We start from the raw sequence: 17,514 nt of genomic DNA on the forward strand, positions 1-17,514 counted from the left end.
CAGGATTCACAAGCATGGCCGAAAGTCTCGCCGAGGCGGTCTCCCGCCGCCGCACATTCGCTATTATCGCCCACCCGGACGCGGGTAAGACGACGCTCACCGAAAAGCTGCTGCTGTTCGGCGGCGCCATTCAGCTTGCCGGCGAAGTCAAGGCGAAGAAGGATCGCATGCAGACGCGTTCCGACTGGATGAAGATCGAGCGCGAGCGCGGCATCTCCGTCGTCACCTCGGTGATGACCTTCGAATATAACGATAATGTCTTCAACATTCTCGACACGCCGGGTCACGAGGATTTCGCCGACGATACCTATCGCACGCTGACGGCCGTCGACGCCGCCGTCATGGTCATCGATGCCGCCAAGGGCATCGAGCCGCGCACGCTGAAGCTCTTCGAAGTCTGCCGCATGCGCGATATTCCGATCATCACCTTCATCAACAAGATGGACCGCGAAAGCCGCGATCCCTTCGAGATCCTCGACGAGGTGGAAGAGAAGCTGGCGCTGGATACGGCGCCGATCACCTGGCCGATCGGCCGCTCAAAGACCTTTTGCGGCTCGTACAATATCGCCGCCAACACGGTGCGCGGTTCGGATACCGAAATCGAGGGAACGCCGGTCAACGGCCCGCAAAGCGTGGCCGGCAGGCTGCCGGAAAACGAGCGCCAGGTCTTCGTCGAGGAGACCGAGCTGGCGATCGAGGCCTGCCGTCCCTTCGACCGCCAGGCCTTCCTGGAAGGCCATATGACGCCGGTCTTTTTCGGCTCGGCGCTGCGCAACTACGGCGTTCGCGACCTCATCAACGCGCTTGGCGATTTTGCGCCGCCGCCGCGTGACCAGATCGCCGATACCAGGACCGTGCACGCGACCGACGACAAGATGACGGCCTTCGTCTTCAAGATCCAGGCGAACATGGACCCCAACCACCGCGACCGCATCGCCTTTGCCCGCATCTGCTCCGGCAAGCTCGAGCGCGGCATGAAGGCAAGGCTCGCCCGCACCGGCAAGCAGCTCGGCCTGACGGCGCCGCAATTCTTCTTCGCCTCGCAGCGCCAGCTCGCCGACACCGCCTATGCCGGCGATGTCGTCGGCATTCCGAACCACGGCACGCTCCGGATCGGCGATACACTGACCGAGGGTGAATCGCTGGTCTTCCAGGGTGTACCGAACTTCTCGCCGGAAATCCTGCGCCGCGTGCGCCTGGAAGACGCGATGAAGGCGAAGAAGCTGAAGGAAGCCCTGCAGCAGATGGCCGAAGAAGGCGTCGTCCAGCTGTTTTCGCCGGAAGACGGCTCGCCGGCGATCGTCGGCGTCGTCGGCGCCCTGCAGCTCGACGTCTTGAAGGAGCGGCTGATGGCCGAATACGGCCTGCCGGTCTCCTTCGAAATGTCGCGTTTCTCCGTCTGCCGCTGGATCTCGGCCGAGCAGCCGGCCGATTTGGAAAAATTCCTCACCGTCAAACGCGGCGATATCGCCCGCGATCTCGACGGCGATCCGGTCTTCCTCGCCCAGGACGGCTTTTCGCTGCGTTACGAGTCCGAGCGCCATCCGGCGATCAAGATGGTCGCCATCAAGGAATATCACGCCGCCAAGGCGGCGTGATAGCTAACTCCAGGAAGTACGAAGCGGCTCTACCCAGCGAGCCGCTCCGCTAGGAAGTCGACGACGGCGCGCACTGCCGGCAACTGGCCACGCCGATGCGGCATCAGGATCGTCGTTTCGATGCTGCCGGCCGTCCAGTCCGGCAGCACCCGCACCAGCCGCCCGTCCGCCAGCGCCTTGCGGCAGACGGATGTCGGCAAGCAGGTAATGCCAAGCCCCGACACCGCCATTTCCATCAAGACATAGGGCTCATCCGCCGCCATGACGGAATGCAGCGTGACGAGAGCCTCATCGCCGCCCGAATAGAGCCGCCACTGATCCTCCGTCAGGCTCGTCATGATCGTCGCATGCTGCGCCAGTTCCTCCGGCCGGTGCGGCTGCCCATGGGTGCTGATATAATCCGGCGAGGCGAGAATGTAGAAGGGATGGCTGGCGAGCTTCCGCTGCACCAGCGCCGAATCCGGCAGCGGCCCACGGTGGCTGCGCAGCGCGATATCGAACCCTTCCTGGACGATATCGACGAAACGGTCCGTCACGTGCACGGAGAGCGGGAGCTTCGGATAGCGCACAGCCAGCGCCGGCAGATGCTCCGTCAAGGTAAACTGCGCCGTCGGCACCGAGGCGGTCAGGCGAACGCTGCCGGCGGGTTCGGCCAGATGCCGCCGCACGATGCCCTCGGCCATCTCCGCCTCGATGATCGAGGCCTGGGCATGCTGAAAGAATTCCCGACCGAGCTCGGTCAGCGCAAAGCTTCGCGACGTGCGCTGGATCAGCCGGACGCCAAGCCGTGCCTCCAGCTCTGCAACCCGCTTGCTCACCGTCGATTTCGGAATGCCGAGATGTCTCGCCGCGGCGGTAAAGCTGCCGCTGTCGACGGCCTGCACGAAAAGATGAAGGTCGTTGAGGTTGAAGAGCGCCATCGCCAGCTTCCAGATATGTGGACATTGCGATGCATTTATAGCCTCTACCGCGGGATCGTCCATATCTTCACATTCATCGCGTCCAAACGGGTTCAATTCTGAAAGGAACGATTGATGTCACCCATATTGTTTTACGGCGTCCCTGAAGGCTGCTCCTTCGGTTCGATCGTCGCGCTGGAATGGTCCGGCCTGCCCTATCGGCTCTGCCGCGTCGAGATGCCGGAAGTAGTCTCCAGCGAAGAATATAGGCGGATTAACGCGGTCGGCGAAACGCCGTCGCTGCTGCTCGAAGATGGCAGGGCGATCAGCGAAAGCATGGCGATCCTCCACCATGTCGGCGCTCGCACGGTCGGCAGCGGTCTGGGCTTTGCGCAGGGCTCGGCGGATTTCGACCGCCTGAACCAGATGCTGGCCTTTCTCAACACCACCTTCTTCCAGGCCTTCGGCCCGCTCTGGTATGCGATCGAGCATCCGCTGGAGCCGCAGCAGAAGCAGGCCCTCACCGCCTATGGCATCGCCGCGGTCGAAAAGGCGCATCATACGCTGGAGCGTCTGCTTGACGGCCGCGAATGGCTTCTCGGCAATGGCCCAAGCCTGGCGGACGCCTATTTCGTCGGCATCGCCCGCTGGAACGATTTTCACAAGGTCGTCGACCGCCGGCAGTTCCCCGGCCTGCATCGCCTCTATGAGCGCATGCAGCAGGAGGCCGCCGTGCGTTTTGCCCATGCGATCGAGCATCGGCAGGACGCGAAAAGCAGCGGCGGTTTCCGCGGCGAGGTCGATCTGGCCGAGGCGCTCGGCCTGTTGAAACAGGCGGCTTGATCGCCGCGGCCATCGCACCCCTCGGGTGCGATGGCCAATGTGCCGGTCAGCCGGCGGCGATGATCTCGATCTCGACGAGCCAGTCGTCGCGCAGCGTTTCGACGATGATCGCCGTGGTCGGCACGGCGCGGCCGCCAAGCGCCCGAACACGGGCATTCTGGTTCGCCTCCACAAAGGCGCCGTCGCTGAGATAGCTCGTCAGTCGCACGATATTGTCCACCGTCATATCAGCGGACGTGAGGATGGCGCGCAGATTGGACCAGATGAGCTCCAGCTGGCCTTCCAGATCGGCCGCCGCCATTCCCTGTTGATCGAGACCCATGGTGCCGCTGACGAAGAGCAGCCGGGATGGATGCCTGACCTCCAGCGCATGGATGTAATCAGGGCTCGCTGCATAGATCCCGTTTGCCGGATTGTGCGCGATCATCTCCATGAGTTTTCCTCTCTTCCGAATATTCTGTTGAAGAATGCCAGTATCGGCGATTATTCTTCGGCAGAAAGCGGAGTTTGCGGAATGGCGAAAAATACAGACGGTCTTCGGCAGGGACGCAGGCAGCAGCCGGTCATCGATGCATTCGACCGAAGAATATTAGCCGCGCTCGCCACCGACAGCAGCCAGAGTTATGCCAGGCTTGGCGAAGCAGTTGGCCTGTCGGCGCCGGCCGTGCATGAGCGTGTGCGCCGCCTGAGACAATCCGGTGCCATCAAAGGCGTGCATGCCGCACTGGATGGCGCAGCGCTTGGCAAGCCGCTGCTTGCCTTCGTGCATGTGGAGGCGGCCGGCTGGGGCAAGAGCGAGCGGCTGATGCAGGTTCTGCAGTTTCCCGAGGTCGAGGAGATGCATTCGGTCGCCGGCGACGCCAGCGTTCTCTTCAAGGTCCGCACCGCCAGCCCGCAGGCCTTGGAAGCTTTTCTCGCCCAGATCCACGCCGTTCCCGGTGTCACCGGCACCCGCAGCTATATCGCCCTATCCACCTATCTGGAGCGCCCGGTACAGGCCGGCGTGACAGATAGCTGGCCGGACATGCCTATGCCGGAATAAAGGCGGGGTATTAAGCCGAGGCCAGCCTAATCCTCGCCCTCGAAGCGCGGAAGCGTTTCGATATTCTCCACCCCGGGCAGGGCCGAGCGGCACCATATCTGTTTCTTCGGCACCAGTTCCTGCCGCTGATCGATGCTGCCGAGGCGGATGCCGAACCCGCCGCCGTCGCCGTCCGTGCGGTAGAGTGGCGATCCGCAATTCGGGCAGAAGAACTGCCGGCTGAGACCACCGCTATCGCCATATTTTGCGTAGCCTCTCGGCTCGCCTGAAGTGAGCGTGAAACTTCCCGGCCGCGCCGGCGCGGTGATGCGATAGGCCGAGCCCGTCAACCGCTGGCAATCGGTGCAATGGCAGATCGAGACCCGCTCCGGGTCGATCTCCGCCTGATAGCGGATCGCGCCGCAGTGGCATCCTCCGGTAATATGCATCGGCAAGTCCCCAAAGCGTGTTGCGCAAAACTGTCCAGCGGTTTAGCGACAAAGACATCGCCACGTTTTAGTCCGCCGGCTGAGCGACCGGATGTGTGGCGTAGAGGGCCTTCGCATCCGCCGTGAAGGCGGCCCGTTGATCTGCTTTCGTATAGAACATATGGCCGCCGCGATAAAGCTTCAGCCCGACGCGGCCGCCAGCGAGCGAGGGCGGCAGATGGTCGACCACGTAACGGCTGACGCCATAAGGCGTCACCAGATCGCTGTAGCCATGCGCAATCAGCAGATGGAAGGCCGGGTTTGCGGCGAGCAACTGCCGGATGTTGTCGGTGGCGCTGGCCTGGAATCGCGATCCGCCGCCGCGCCCGCCGCCCCATTCCCAGCGTCGGCTGATATCGCCGTCGAGCAGCGAATAGGTCATCTCGGTCTTGAAGCCGAGCTCGTTGCGGGCGTAGTCGGCAAAGGCGCCGCCATAGGCGCGGGTGAAGCCGTCGAGGATTGCGTCGTCGCCGCGGTCGTAATCCGATTCCGGATAGGGATCGGGTGCTGCAAAGGAGGCGTCGTATGAGCTCATCACCTCGCCGCTGCCCGCGTCCGAATGTTTGACGAAGGAACTGCCGAGGAAGCCGCGGTTGCGGGTGACGATATCCTCGGGAATGCCGGTCAATGCGGCGATCCTTCCATAGAAGGCGGCGGCGTCGGCACCCGTCGGCGGCGGCCCGGCCAGCGTCGTCAGATAGTCCCCGAGCGCGAAGCTCTCGGCCGCCTTCTGCTTCTCTTCGTCAAAGGCCTTGTGCCGGTCGAGTTCGGCGGCGGCGAGCGACGGCAGCTCCAGCGCGGCGCCGAGCGGGAACTGATCGGCATTGAACATCAGCTGGCCCTCGAGCAGCGGTGAGAGCATGACAGCGCCGGCGACGATGATGCCCTGGCTTTCCTGCAGCGCCGAGGCGACCTTGGCGGCGCGGAAGCCGCCATAACTTTCGCCGAGAAGATATTTCGGCGAGTTGGAGCGGTTGTTATGCGCGACATAGAGCGCGATCGCCTTGGCGATGCTCTCAGCATCGGCACTGACGTTATAATAATTGGAGGCGTCGTCGGCCTTCGCCGTCCGGCTCCAGCCGGTGCCGATCGGATCGATCAGCACGAGGTCGGTGAAATCGAGCCAGCTCTGTGGGTTGTCGACGAGTTTCGCATTGGCGCCGTCGCGTCCGTCCGGCCCGAAATCGAGCACCTTCGGCCCGACCAGCCCGAGATGCAGGAAGGCGGAAGCAGCACCCGGCCCGCCGTTGAACGCAAGGGTCAGAGGCCGGTTCGCCCCGCTATCCCTTGCGACATAGGCGGTGTAGAAGATCGCGCCGGTCTGCGCCCCGTCCTGGCCGAAAAGATCCAGCGTGCCGGCAGTCGCGGTATAGGCAATCTTCCGGCCGCCGATCGTCGAGGCGTGCTCGGTGACGGAATCGGCCGGCAGAAGCTTCAGCACGCCGTCGCGTGCGCCGCTCTGGACATTCGCCCTCGGTGGATCGCTTTCCTGCGCATGGGAAAGGGCAGGTGCCAGCGACGCCATAATCGTAGCGAGCAGAAACAGGGTTCGTATGCGCAAGATATCTCCTCCGGCGGTCGGGATGAGAGGCTGAGATAGCGTAGCATCCGCGGCCGACGACCGGCATCAAGAGATGGTGATGGATAGGTGAGCGAACGGCTCAGCCGTCTTTTTCGACCGCATGGACATTGATCTCCACCGCCCGGCCGGCCTTCCAGCCGTTGATCGCCGCGCCCAGCCCGAGCGCGACGAAGAGGGCCGCGCACCAGGAAAAACTTCCGGTCCAGCCGCGGATGAGGCCGACGATGAGCGGGCCAATGGCGGCGAGCAGGTAACCGACACATTGCGCCATGCCGGAAAGATGGGCGGCGACATCGGGATCGCGCGAGCGCAGTACGATCGTCGTCATAGCCGCCGCGATCAGTCCCCCCTGGCCGATGCCCTGCAGCACCGCCCACAGCCAGACCGTCGAAAGCGGCGCGAAGAGCAGGCCGAGCAGGGCAATGACGGCGACGCCGCAGAGGCTCGCATTGATCAGCCGCTGGTCCCGTCCGCGCACGGCGATATGCGGCACGATCAGGCAGGATGCCGCCTGCACCATCACCGACAGGGAAACGATCGCCCCGGCGGTGACGCCGTCGAGCCCGCGTTCGCGCAAGATCGGAACCAGCCAGCCGAAGACGCAATAGGCAAGTGCCGATTGCAGCCCCATGAACAGCGTCACCTGCCAAGCGAGCCGGTCGCGCCAGAGGCCTTTGACGTGGAAGCCGTTTCGTCTTGCCTGGCTGCCGCTGCGAAGAACCTCAGGCAGCCAGAGCAGGCTGACGGCGAGCGCCGGCAGCGCCCAGACGGCGAGGGCGCCCTCGAGAGAGCCGCCGAGCCCATGCTCGATCGGCAGTGTCAGCCCGGCGGCACTTGCCGCCCCGGCGCAGAGCGCCATCGTATAGAAGCCGGTCATCAGCGCCGCGCGCCCGGCGAAATCCCGCTTCACCAGCCCCGGCAGCAGCACGTTGCCGACGGCGATGCAGGCGCCCGCAAGGGCAGTGCCGATGAAGAGCAGCGGCACGGAAGAAAGCCCGCGCAATGCGATGCCGAGGGCCAGAAGCAGGAGAACGCCGAGCAGCGTGCGTTCGGTGCCGAAGCGCTGGGCAAGACGAGGCGCAAGCGGCGAGAAGGCGCCGAGGCAGACAACCGGCAGCGTCGTCAGCAGGCTGGCGCCAAGCGCACTGAGGCCGAGCTCCGAGCGGATTTCCGGCAGCAGCGCCGAGGCGCTGGAGAAGACCGGGCGCAGGTTGAAGGCGATCAGCACCAGGCTTGCACCCAGCAGAAAACGATCCGCAACTCCCCGCACCGGCGTTGCCTGCGGCGGCGGAAGGCTGCCGGCCTCGGCGTCTACAAGCAGTTCGTCGGCCGCCTCCAGCGTGCTGGCGGCATTGTTGGACGGCGTGTTCATGACAGGATCATCCGGTCGAGCGCGGCAAGAACGGGCGCCATGAAGCGGCGCACCGCCGCATCCGCCTTGTCGGGATCGCCGGTTTCGATGGCGTCGACGATATCGGCATGCGCCTGCATATCTGGCTCCGGAATGTCCTTGCCGAGCGTCGCGGCAATGGTGTCGGCGATCGACGCCGAGAAGAAATCGTAGATCTCGATCATCGCCCGGTTGCCCGAAGCGGCGATGATGGCCTTGTGAAAGGCAAGGTCGCGTTCGATGAAGGCGGCCTGGTTGCCGCCGTCGTAATTGCCGCGCTCGGCAAGCAGCCTGCGAAGCCCGGCAACCGTTTCCGGCGTCTTGCGGATCGCCGTCAGCCGGGCTGCCTCGACGTCGAGCGCCAGGCGCGCCTCGAACTGGTCGCGCAGGCTGGCGCGCCGCGCCATCGTCAGCGGCCGGCCGGCATCGCTGGTGGCGCGGACATAGGTTCCCGAACCCTGCCTTGTTTCGAGATAACCCTGGGAGGCGAGAACGCGCACCGCCTCGCGCACCGTGCCCCGGCTGACGGACAGCATGGCCGACAGCGAGGCTTCATTCGGCAATTTCTCGCCGACCGCCCAGCGTTTGCCGAGAATGTCGCCGCGGATCGCCTCGATCGCCTCATCGGCGAGATTGGTCTTGCTGAGCGCTCGCATCCCATTACTCATAAAGTCATCTGATGACTTTATGAGTAATGGGATTTCGATCTTTCGTCAACGCCTGACATCAAGACAATAAAGACATCAAGACAATAAAAAAGGGCCGCCTCAGCGACCCTTTCCATGAGTTTGGCCTCAAACTGGCCTGGACTGTCTATGCAGCCCTAGGAAGGTGGGGATTAGAGCGAGGGCTGCCTCGCCTTCATCACCTCTTCCATGCCCGTTACGAGGTCCGAAATCTCATTAGACATTGGATCACCTTCCTTTCGTTCTGTTGCTGATGACTTAAAGTTAGGCCGATTCTTCGCAGATGCAAGAGAGAAATGCGTTCAGTGCGCAGCTTTGATGAAGGTGCCGTTCTGCAGTTCGCGCATCGCCTGCATGATTTCCTCGCGCGAATTCATCACGATCGGGCCGTGCCAGGCAACCGGCTCCTCGATCGGCTTGCCGGAGACAAGCAGGAAACGGATGCCCTGGTCGCCTGCCTGCACCGTCACTTCGTCGCCGCTGTCGAAGACCACGAGCGTGCGGTTGCCGGACATGTCGCGGATATTCAATTCCTCGCCGTCGACTTCCTTCTCGACGCGCACGCCGAAGGGTTTCGATGCATCGCGGAAGGTGCCGGAGCCGGCGAAGATATAGGCGAAGGCATTGCGGTAGGTATCGACCGGCAGGCGCTTCTTCCGGCCGGGCGGCACCGAAACGTCGAGATAGATCGGCTCGGCGGCGACGCCATCGACCGGACCGGCCTTGCCCCAGAAATCGCCGCAGATCACCCGCACCGCCGTGCCGTCATCATCGACGACGACAGGAATATCGGTGGATTTGACGTCCTGGTAGCGCGGCGCCGTCATCTTCAGCGAGGAGGGCAGGTTCGCCCAGAGCTGGAAGCCGTGCATACGGCCGGCAAAATCGCCCTTCGGCATTTCCTGGTGCATGATGCCGCTGCCGGCTGTCATCCACTGGATGTCGCCGGCGCCGAGCAGGCCGCTATTGCCCAAGCTGTCGCCGTGCTCGACGGTGCCGGCGAGCACATAGGTGATCGTCTCGATGCCGCGATGCGGATGCCAGGGAAAACCGCGGATATATTCCGCCGGATTGTTGTTGCGGAAATCATCCATCATCAGGAAGGGATCGGTCATCGCGGGATCGCCGAAGCCGAAGACGCGGTGCAGCTTGACGCCGGCGCCTTCCATGGTCGGTGTGGCAGTACTTTCGTGCTTGACGGGGCGGATCGACATGGCGTCCTCCTAGAGGTTCAACTTGGCGGCGACTATAGCCGCCCGGCTGCCGGGCGCGAAGTCTGCGGGGCAGACAACGCAGTGTTCACAAAAGAACACAGCGTTTCGCCGAATTTGAAGAGGTCAGGCGTCAAGAAATCGTCATGTTTCACTTGCAAACCGGCCGGGCGTTAAGCTGTTATTAGCGACGACATTCGACAATTCAGTTGCGTTTCAGCATTTCCCGCCGATGCGGCGGGTTCCGGAGCAAAGAGCCATGTGTCGCTGGGCAGCCTATCGCGGAGACCCCCTCTATCTCGAGGAGTTGGTATCCTCGCCCGCCCATTCCCTGATCGAGCAGTCGCATTGCGCCACCCGCGCCAAGACCGCGACGAATGGCGATGGCTTCGGCATTGCCTGGTATGGTGATCGGCCAGAGCCCGGCCGCTACCGCGATATCCTACCCGCCTGGTCGGATTGCAATCTGAAGAGCCTGGCGCGTCAGATCCGTTCGCCCCTCTTCCTCGCCCATGTCCGCGCTGCCACAGGCGGCGGCACGCGCCGCGACAACTGCCACCCCTTCACCCATGGCATCTGGTCCTTCATGCATAACGGCCAGATCTCCGGCTTCGAGCGCCTGCGCCGGCCGATGGAGGCGATGCTCGACGACGAGTTGTTCAATGCCCGCGGCGGCACGACCGATTCCGAGCTGATGTTCCTGCTGGCGCTGCAGTTCGGTCTGCGCGAGGCGCCGGTCGCTGCGATGGCGGAAATGATCGGCTTCATCGAGGACCTCGCGGAAAACACCATCGGCTCGGTGCTGCTGCGCTTTACCGCTGCCTTCTCCGACGGCAAGGCGCTTTATGCCATCCGCTATGCGACCGATCGCAAGGCGCCGACGCTTTATGCCTCGCCGGTCGGCAAGGGCTATTGTCTTGTGTCGGAGCCGCTGAACGACGATGGCGATGCCTGGGCGGAGATCCCGAACGGCAGCGCCGTCACGGTCGGCGTGGGAGGAATCGACGTCGCGGATTTTCGACCGGGCAAACGGGCGGCCGTCAAACCGCAGCGCGTCGTCGTTCCAGCCTGATCCCTCGGCTTTAGCTGAACTGCTTGGCGATCAGCGCCGCCAGCCGTTCCGCCACCTCTTCCTTCGCCAGGTCAGGCCATTGCTCGACGCCGTCGCGGCGAATGAGTTTGACGCTGTTGCGGCTGCCCCCCATGATGCCGGTCGCGGGAGAAACGTCATTGGCGACGATCATGTCGGCGCCTTTCCTTTCGAGTTTCGCCTTCGCATTGCTTTCGACGTCCTGCGTCTCGGCGGCAAAGCCGATCACCAGCTTCGGCCGCATCGTATGATGGCCGACGGTTTTCAGGATGTCCGGATTCTCGGTCAGCGCCAGCGTCGGAATGGATTCGCCGGGATGTTTCTTCAGCTTCTGGTCGGCCGCCGAGGCGACGCGCCAGTCCGCCACGGCTGCGACCATCACGGCGATGTCGGCCGGCAGCGCCGCAAGCACGGCATCACGCATTTCCTCCGCCCGCTCGACATGGACGACATTGACGCCGACAGGGTCGGCGATCGTCACCGGCCCCGATACCAGCGTCACCTCCGCCCCGAGCTTCGCCAGGGCTGCGGCAATCGCATGCCCCTGCCGGCCGGAGGAGCGGTTGGCGATATAGCGCACCGGATCGATCGGCTCATGCGTCGGTCCTGACGTCACGATCGCCTTGCGTCCCCTCAGCGGCTTTTCTCCATCGTCGAGCATGGTTTCGGCAGCAGTGACGATCTCCAGCGGTTCCGCCATCCGGCCAAGCCCGGCCTCCCGGCTTTCCGCCATCTCGCCGGCCATCGGCCCGATGAAGCGGATGCCGTCGGCTCGGAGCATCGCGGCATTCCGCCGGGTCGCCGGATGCGCCCACATGGCGGGGTTCATCGCCGGTGCGGCAAGCACCGGCCTGTTCGTCGCCAGAAGCACGGTCGAGGCGAGATCGTCGGCAAGCCCGTTCGCCATCTTCGCCATCAGATCTGCGGTGGCAGGAGCGATCAGCACGAGGTCGCAGTCGCGCGCCAGGCGGATATGGCCGATATCCTGTTCGTCCTGGCGCGAAAACAGATCGAGATAGACATGGTCCGCCGCCAGTGCACCGACGGCAAGCGGCGTGACGAATTCCTGGGCGCCTTTGGTCATCACAGGGCGCACGCTGGCGCCGCGCTCGCGCAGCCGGCGGATCAGATCCAGGCTCTTATAGGCTGCGATGCCGCCGGAGATGATGAGGAGGATGCGTTTGCCGCTGAGAGCCATGGCTTTCTACCCGTCGCCTTTTCTGACCGTCCTCGACCCTAAGCCTTTGGCGGAGAACATGCAATCGCGGGGACGGCACCCATCGGCCGCAGCCGGCGGGCGCCGCCCCGTTCATGACGTCAGCCGTCATTTTCGTGGGTTCAGAGGTTACTCATCCCGCCGTCGATGATGAGTTCGCTGCCGACGATATAGGCGGCCTCATCGGAGGCGAGAAAGACGATCGTCTTCGCGACTTCGCTGGGGTTCCCGAAGCGGCCGACGGGGATCTGGGACTGGATCTGCGCGGTCATCGCCTTGGAATCCGCTTCCGACGCCCCGAGCTTGCTGTAGAGCGGCGTGGCGATCGGGCCCGGGCTGACGGCGTTGACGCGGATGCCGCGACCGATGAGTTCGCCCGACAGGGTCTTGGCAAGCGTCAGCAGCGCGCCCTTCGTCAGCGAATAGACGCTGGAGTTCGGCATGCCGATATGGGCGTTGATCGAGGTGTTGAGCACGATCGCGGCCTGCTTCGAAAAAATCGGCAGCAGCGACTGAATCAGGAAGAACGGTCCTTTGACGTTGATATCAACAGACTTGTCGAAGGCGGCTTCGCTCCACTGTTCCAGCGGCCCGAATTCGGCGACCCCGGCGTTGACGAAGAGGATGTCGAGCGTGCCGAAAGCCTCTCTCACGCTATCGGCGACGGCCTTCTGGCCGACCGCATTGCCGGCATCGGCCTGGATGGCGGTGGCTTTGCCGCCAAGTTCGGCGCGGGCCGCCTCGACGCTTGCCGCGCTGCTGCCGGTAACGACGACGCGGGCGCCATCGGCGATGAACTGGCGGGCGGTTTCGAGACCGATGCCGCTGGTGCCGCCGGTGATGAGGGCTGTCTTGTTCTGCAGGCGTGACATGATGACGTTCCTTTGATCGAATGCTGGGCCGCGCCCCGTTGTTGTTCGATGCGAGAATGCTCTGAAAAAAGCGGCGCGATAAGCCAGCGCGTTGAAGAGTCCCGAACCTAATCGCGCCCAGCCATTTCAGGTGCGGGTGATCGAAGCGCCGCCGTCGACCAGCGAGGCCGTGCCGGTGACGAAGCTCGCATCGTCGGAGGCGAGATAGAGAACCGAGCGGGCAAGTTCTTCGGGTGTCGCGACACGCTTCAGCGCATGCAGGTTGGTAACGAAGGCCTGCTTCTCGGGCGTGTCGTTCATGTCCCGATACATGTCGGTATCAACAGCACCCGGCAGGATGGCATTGACGCGCACGCCCTGCTGGCCGAATTCGGCGGCAAGCGCCTGCGTCAGGCCGATCAGCCCGGATTTGCTGGCGGCATAGGCGGCAACGCCCGGAAAGGCGAAGCTGTAGCCGACGAAGGTCGAGGTGAAGATCACCGAGCCGCCGCCATTCTCCACCATTGCGCCGGTCTGGTGCTTGGCGGCGAGGAAGGAGGCCGTCAGATTGATCGCCACCGCCTCGCTGAAGCCTGCTTCGGAAACGGCGGTGCTCGGACCGGCTTCGCCGAGCGTGCCGGCATTGTTGAAGGCGATGTCGAGCTTGCCGTAATTCGTCACGGCGGCGGCGACCAGCGCCTTGTGATAGTCTTCCGAGCGCACGTCGCCGGCAATGGCGATGGCGTCGCCCCCCTCTGCCTTGATCTCGGCGACGAGACTGTCGAGTTCGCCCTGGCGGCGGGCGCCGACGACGACCTTGGCGCCTTCGGCGGCGAAGAGCTTTGCCGTGGCGCGGCCGATTCCGGAGCTTGCGCCGGTGACGATTGCGACCTTGTTGTTCAAGCGGTTCATGGTTCCATCTCCTAGATTTAAGGCGAGGCGGCCCCTGCCGTCCCTTTCGATGAGTGGAAGATGGCATTTTCCCTTCGTTCGGATTAGTCTCCAGATCGAGGAACTCGAATTCGGAAAAGCCGAACGATGATCAGGATCGAAGGTATTGCGGCTTTCGTCGCCGTGGTTGAGGCGGGCTCGGTCAGCGAGGCGGCCCGGCGTCTGCGGCTGTCCAAATCTGTCGTCAGCGAAAGGCTGGCGGAACTGGAGAAGTCGCTCGGCGGCATGCTGCTGCATCGAACGACCCGCAAGCTCACTTTGACGGAGGATGGCACGGTCTTCCTCGAGCGTGCCGCGCGCATCGTGCGCGAGATCGAGGAAGCCGCTGCCGATATGGCGGAGCGGCGCGGAACGCTGTCCGGCCCGATCCGCATCGCCGCCCCCGTCACCTTCGGCCGCATGCATCTCGGTCCGGCGCTTTATCCGTTTCTTGCCGAACATCCCGAGATCGAATTGACCCTGGACATCGATGACCGGCGCGTCGATGCCGCCTCGGACGGCTACGATGCCATTATCCGCAACGGCCCGATCGCCGATAGCCGGCTGGTCGCTTGGAAACTCACGCGCAGCCGCCGTCTTCTCTGCGCGTCGCCGGATTATCTCGCGCGCCAGGGAATTCCGTCGTCGCTGGCTGATCTCAACAGCCATCGCGGCATCTTCTACACCAATCGCGGCGTTGCCGACTGGCGCTTCCAGACGCCCGACGGGGCGATCGTCGTCCGCGCGAAACTGGCGCTCGGCATCAACAATGGTGACATGCTCCGCGACGCCGCGATTGCCGGGCTCGGCATCGCGCTGCTGCCTGCCTTCATCGCCGGCCCGGCCATCCGCGAGGGCCGGCTTGCCGAAATCGATGTCGGCCACAGGCCGGAGGCCGAATTCATCTATATGGCCCATCCCGAAGGCCGAAATCCCTCCGCCAAGCTCCGTGCCATCGCCGACCACCTGAAGAAGAGTTTTGGTGATCCGCCCTATTGGGATCCGGTGGGTTAATTCATCAGTTCAGCAAGCTGATCAGGTTCTCGGTGACCGGCGAGCGATGTGTTTTCAGGATCGCCAGCGCCAGGCGCGCCACGGCCGGCGGCCCCTCGATCGGCCGGTAGGCCACACCTTCGAGCTTGATCTGCGAAATCGAAGCCGGCACGATCGAGACGCCGAGATCGGCCGCCACCAGATTGACGACCGAGGAAATCTGCGGTGCCTCCTGTGCCACGGTCAGCTCGAATCCGGCCTTGCGGCAGGCAAGCACGACATCGTCGTAGAGGCTCAAGCCCACGAGCCGCGGAAAGAGGATGAAGGGTTCGTCTGCCAGCGCCGCAAGCGGCACGCTACTGCGCCGTGCCAGGAGATGGCTGGCGGGCAGGGCGATCACCATCGGCTCGTCCGGCAGCCGCCGCAGCCGGATGCCCGTGGGATCGTCGAGGCTGGGGCGCATGAAGGTGGCGTCGAGCTCGCCGCGTTCCAGCTTCTGCATCAGCGCCAGCGTATTCATTTCCGTCAGCGACAGTTGCACCTCCGGCCAGCGCGCGCGAAACCGGCGGATCGACGTGCTGACCACGGGGTTGAAGGCGGAGGAGGCGGTGAAGCCGAGCGACAGCCGGCCGGTCTCGCCGCGATTGGCGCTTTGCGCCGCAAGTTTTGCTTTTTCCGCAGCCGCCAGCGAAGCCTTTGCCTCGCCGAGGAAGGCCGCGCCCGCTGACGTCAATTCGGCCCCATGCGGCACGCGGTGAAACAGCGCCGCGCCCACTTCCCTTTCCAGGTCGCGGATCTGCTGGCTGAGCGGCGGCTGCCCGATGCCGAGCTTGCCGGCGGCACGGGTGAAATTGCCTTCTTCCGCCACCGCGAGAAAATATCTCAAATGCCGCAGCTCCATCGCCATCTCCAAAACCTATCGAAATCGCCAGTGTCATATATTGGACAAATGGAGCGGCGTTGACTAGATCGGAGGTCGGAAGGATGAAGATATGCCGACGTCAGTGCATGCCGTGAAGACCGCCGAGACAACCACGATCCCAGGGCAAAAACACTACCTTACCCGTGGCACCGGCGCCTATCGCCGCGCCAGCCTGGCGCTCTTCCTGTCCGGCTTCTCCACCTTCTCGCTGCTCTATTGCGTGCAGCCGCTGCTGCCGATCTTCTCGCAGCAATTCTCCGTCAGTCCGGCCGAAAGCTCGCTATCCCTGTCGCTCTCCACCGGTTTCCTGGCGGTCGCGATCGTCTGCGCCGCCGCCGTCTCGGAAGGCCTTGGCCGTCGCAGCCTGATGTCGATATCGCTGGTCGGGGCGGCATTGTTGACCATCGCCACCGCCTTTGCCCCGAATTGGCACCTGCTGCTCGTCATCCGCGCCCTGCAGGGCCTCGTTCTCGGCGGCGTGCCTGCTGTCGCCATGGCCTATCTCGCCGAGGAAATCGATCCGCGCGACCTTGGCGCCACCATGGGCCTCTATGTCGGCGGCACGGCCTTCGGCGGCATGTCCGGCCGCGTGCTGACCGGCATCTTTGCCGAATATCTCACCTGGCGTCCGGCGCTTTTTCTCATCGGCGCCATCGGTCTTGCCGCCGCGATCGGCTTCATCGCCCTCCTGCCGCCGTCACGCAATTTCGTCCGCCGGCCGGGCTTCGATCCGCGCTTTCATGCAAAAGCCTGGCTCGGCCATCTCAGCAATCCGGCGTTGCCCTTCATCTTCGCCATCGCCTTCCTGGCAATGGGCTCCTTCGTGACGATCTACAATTACGCCGGTTTCCGCCTTGTGGCGCCGCCCTACGGCCTCAACCAGACCGAACTCGGCCTGATCTTCACCGTCTATCTCTTCGGCATCGGCGCCTCCTCGATCGGCGGCCTGCTCGGGGACAGGATCGGGCACTTTTCCGTGCTTCTCTTCGGTCTGGCACTCACCGCCGCCGGCAGCGCGCTGACGCTCTTTGCCTCGCTCTCGGCGATTATCCTCGGTATCATCGTGCTGACGACCGGCTTTTTCATGAGCCATTCCATCGCCAGCGGCCTTGTCGGCAAGCTGGCGCATGGCACCAAAGGGCACGCCTCATCGCTCTATATGCTCGCCTATTATGTCGGCTCCAGCCTCATGGGTTCGGCGGGCGGCTGGTTCTACGCGGTTGAAGGCTGGGCCGCCGTCGTTATCTTCACGCTTGCCATGCTGGGGCTGGCCTTTGTCTCCGCCTGTTTTGCCCAGCAATTCGCGAGGAGAAAAGCATGATCCGCATAGACCGCCTCGACCATCTCGTGCTGACTGTCGCCGATATCGCCACCACCTGCGATTTCTATTCCCGCATCCTCGGCATGTCGGTCGAAACCTTCGCGGAAGGTCGAAAAGCACTGAAATTCGGCGGGCAGAAGATCAACCTGCATCAGGCCGGCCACGAATTCGATCCCAAGGCGAAACATCCCACACCCGGCTCCGGTGACCTCTGTTTCATCGCCGAAACGCCGATTGCCGATGTCATCGCCCATCTGGAGGCCTTGGGTGTTGCCATCGAAGAGGGTCCGGTCGAACGCACCGGTGCGACCGGACGTCTGCGCTCGATCTATTTCAGGGACCCCGACGGCAATCTCATCGAAGTCTCCAATCTGATCGCCTGAGGTGGCGAAGCCAAAGTGTGGCGCATCGAATTGGATCTAAGCCGGACGCTTATCTTTTATCTGATGGCTGTCGCGGTCCCAAAACCGCTG

18 protein-coding genes are annotated in these 17,514 nt (G+C 63.7%); 7 read left to right on the top strand and 11 right to left on the bottom strand.

Features of this window, described 5'->3' with window-relative positions; all coding sequences use genetic code 11:
- Positions 1–14: 14 nt before the first annotated feature.
- The gene (locus AC25BC_RS23370; RefSeq protein WP_128438494.1) at positions 15–1,598 is read left to right on the top strand and encodes a peptide chain release factor 3; all 1,584 of its coding nucleotides are present in this window, start codon (positions 15–17) and stop codon (positions 1,596–1,598) included.
- A 29-nt stretch (positions 1,599–1,627) separates the two neighbouring features.
- On the opposite strand, the gene AC25BC_RS23375 is transcribed toward AC25BC_RS23370, so the two are convergent.
- Positions 1,628–2,518, bottom strand: coding sequence for a LysR substrate-binding domain-containing protein (locus tag AC25BC_RS23375; protein WP_128438495.1), 891 nt, complete (start codon positions 2,516–2,518; stop codon positions 1,628–1,630).
- A gap of 114 nt (positions 2,519–2,632) precedes the next feature.
- Between AC25BC_RS23375 and AC25BC_RS23380 the strand changes: the two genes are divergently transcribed.
- The gene (locus AC25BC_RS23380; protein ID WP_128438496.1) at positions 2,633–3,340 is read left to right on the top strand and encodes a glutathione S-transferase family protein; all 708 of its coding nucleotides are present in this window, start codon (positions 2,633–2,635) and stop codon (positions 3,338–3,340) included.
- 46 nt (positions 3,341–3,386) lie between these two features.
- Here the strand turns inward: AC25BC_RS23380 and AC25BC_RS23385 are convergent, their stop codons facing one another.
- Positions 3,387–3,773 (bottom strand): RidA family protein, encoded by a 387-nt coding sequence (locus AC25BC_RS23385; protein WP_128438497.1) that lies wholly within the window; start codon positions 3,771–3,773, stop codon positions 3,387–3,389.
- Between the two features lie 27 nt (positions 3,774–3,800).
- Between AC25BC_RS23385 and AC25BC_RS23390 the strand changes: the two genes are divergently transcribed.
- Positions 3,801–4,382 carry an Lrp/AsnC family transcriptional regulator gene (locus tag AC25BC_RS23390; RefSeq protein ID WP_128438498.1) on the top strand — a complete coding sequence of 194 codons (582 nt, stop codon included), beginning with the start codon at positions 3,801–3,803 and terminating at the stop codon, positions 4,380–4,382.
- 26 nt (positions 4,383–4,408) lie between these two features.
- Here the strand turns inward: AC25BC_RS23390 and AC25BC_RS23395 are convergent, their stop codons facing one another.
- The 5 genes from AC25BC_RS23395 to AC25BC_RS23415 form a co-directional block, all read right to left on the bottom strand.
- A complete protein-coding gene (locus AC25BC_RS23395) occupies positions 4,409–4,810 on the bottom strand; it encodes a GFA family protein (RefSeq protein WP_029873950.1) in 402 nt (133 codons plus the stop codon).
- Between the two features lie 67 nt (positions 4,811–4,877).
- Positions 4,878–6,410, bottom strand: coding sequence for a S10 family peptidase (locus AC25BC_RS23400; protein WP_128438499.1), 1,533 nt, complete (start codon positions 6,408–6,410; stop codon positions 4,878–4,880).
- A gap of 100 nt (positions 6,411–6,510) precedes the next feature.
- Positions 6,511–7,803 carry a CynX/NimT family MFS transporter gene (locus AC25BC_RS23405; RefSeq protein ID WP_128438500.1) on the bottom strand — a complete coding sequence of 431 codons (1,293 nt, stop codon included), beginning with the start codon at positions 7,801–7,803 and terminating at the stop codon, positions 6,511–6,513.
- Positions 7,800–8,477: a FadR/GntR family transcriptional regulator gene (locus AC25BC_RS23410; protein ID WP_033181270.1), complete on the bottom strand. Its 678-nt coding sequence runs from the start codon at positions 8,475–8,477 to the stop codon at positions 7,800–7,802. The genes AC25BC_RS23405 and AC25BC_RS23410 overlap by 4 nt, the downstream gene beginning before the upstream one ends.
- A 332-nt stretch (positions 8,478–8,809) precedes the next feature.
- Positions 8,810–9,721 (bottom strand): pirin family protein, encoded by a 912-nt coding sequence (locus AC25BC_RS23415; protein WP_033181271.1) that lies wholly within the window; start codon positions 9,719–9,721, stop codon positions 8,810–8,812.
- Positions 9,722–9,977: 256 nt separating this feature from the next.
- Between AC25BC_RS23415 and AC25BC_RS23420 the strand changes: the two genes are divergently transcribed.
- Positions 9,978–10,790, top strand: a complete 813-nt coding sequence (locus AC25BC_RS23420) for a class II glutamine amidotransferase (protein ID WP_033181272.1) — start codon at positions 9,978–9,980, stop codon at positions 10,788–10,790.
- A gap of 10 nt (positions 10,791–10,800) precedes the next feature.
- Here AC25BC_RS23420 and coaBC read toward each other — a convergent pair whose 3' ends face one another.
- The 3 genes from coaBC to AC25BC_RS23435 all read right to left on the bottom strand — a co-directional run bounded on the left by coaBC (position 10,801) and on the right by AC25BC_RS23435 (position 13,787).
- On the bottom strand, positions 10,801–12,006 hold the full coding sequence (gene coaBC, locus AC25BC_RS23425; protein WP_033181273.1) for a bifunctional phosphopantothenoylcysteine decarboxylase/phosphopantothenate--cysteine ligase CoaBC: 1,206 nt from the start codon (positions 12,004–12,006) through the stop codon (positions 10,801–10,803).
- Positions 12,007–12,146: 140 nt separating this feature from the next.
- Positions 12,147–12,896, bottom strand: coding sequence for an SDR family oxidoreductase (locus AC25BC_RS23430; RefSeq protein WP_128438501.1), 750 nt, complete (start codon positions 12,894–12,896; stop codon positions 12,147–12,149).
- Positions 12,897–13,022: 126 nt separating this feature from the next.
- Positions 13,023–13,787, bottom strand: a complete 765-nt coding sequence (locus AC25BC_RS23435; RefSeq protein WP_012759867.1) for an SDR family oxidoreductase — start codon at positions 13,785–13,787, stop codon at positions 13,023–13,025.
- 126 nt (positions 13,788–13,913) lie between these two features.
- Here AC25BC_RS23435 and AC25BC_RS23440 point away from each other — a divergent pair, with 126 nt between their 5' ends.
- Positions 13,914–14,819 carry a LysR family transcriptional regulator gene (locus AC25BC_RS23440; protein WP_033181276.1) on the top strand — a complete coding sequence of 302 codons (906 nt, stop codon included), beginning with the start codon at positions 13,914–13,916 and terminating at the stop codon, positions 14,817–14,819.
- 4 nt (positions 14,820–14,823) lie between these two features.
- On the opposite strand, the gene AC25BC_RS23445 is transcribed toward AC25BC_RS23440, so the two are convergent.
- Positions 14,824–15,699 carry a LysR family transcriptional regulator gene (locus tag AC25BC_RS23445; RefSeq protein ID WP_128438502.1) on the bottom strand — a complete coding sequence of 292 codons (876 nt, stop codon included), beginning with the start codon at positions 15,697–15,699 and terminating at the stop codon, positions 14,824–14,826.
- A gap of 91 nt (positions 15,700–15,790) precedes the next feature.
- Here AC25BC_RS23445 and AC25BC_RS23450 point away from each other — a divergent pair, with 91 nt between their 5' ends.
- Complete coding sequence (locus AC25BC_RS23450) at positions 15,791–17,041, top strand: MFS transporter (protein WP_017995837.1); 1,251 nt, start codon at positions 15,791–15,793, stop codon at positions 17,039–17,041.
- Complete coding sequence (locus tag AC25BC_RS23455; protein ID WP_017995838.1) at positions 17,038–17,424, top strand: VOC family protein; 387 nt, start codon at positions 17,038–17,040, stop codon at positions 17,422–17,424. The genes AC25BC_RS23450 and AC25BC_RS23455 overlap by 4 nt, the downstream gene beginning before the upstream one ends.
- Positions 17,425–17,514 lie beyond the last annotated feature (90 nt).

Source organism: Rhizobium sp. WSM409, assembly GCF_057653825.1.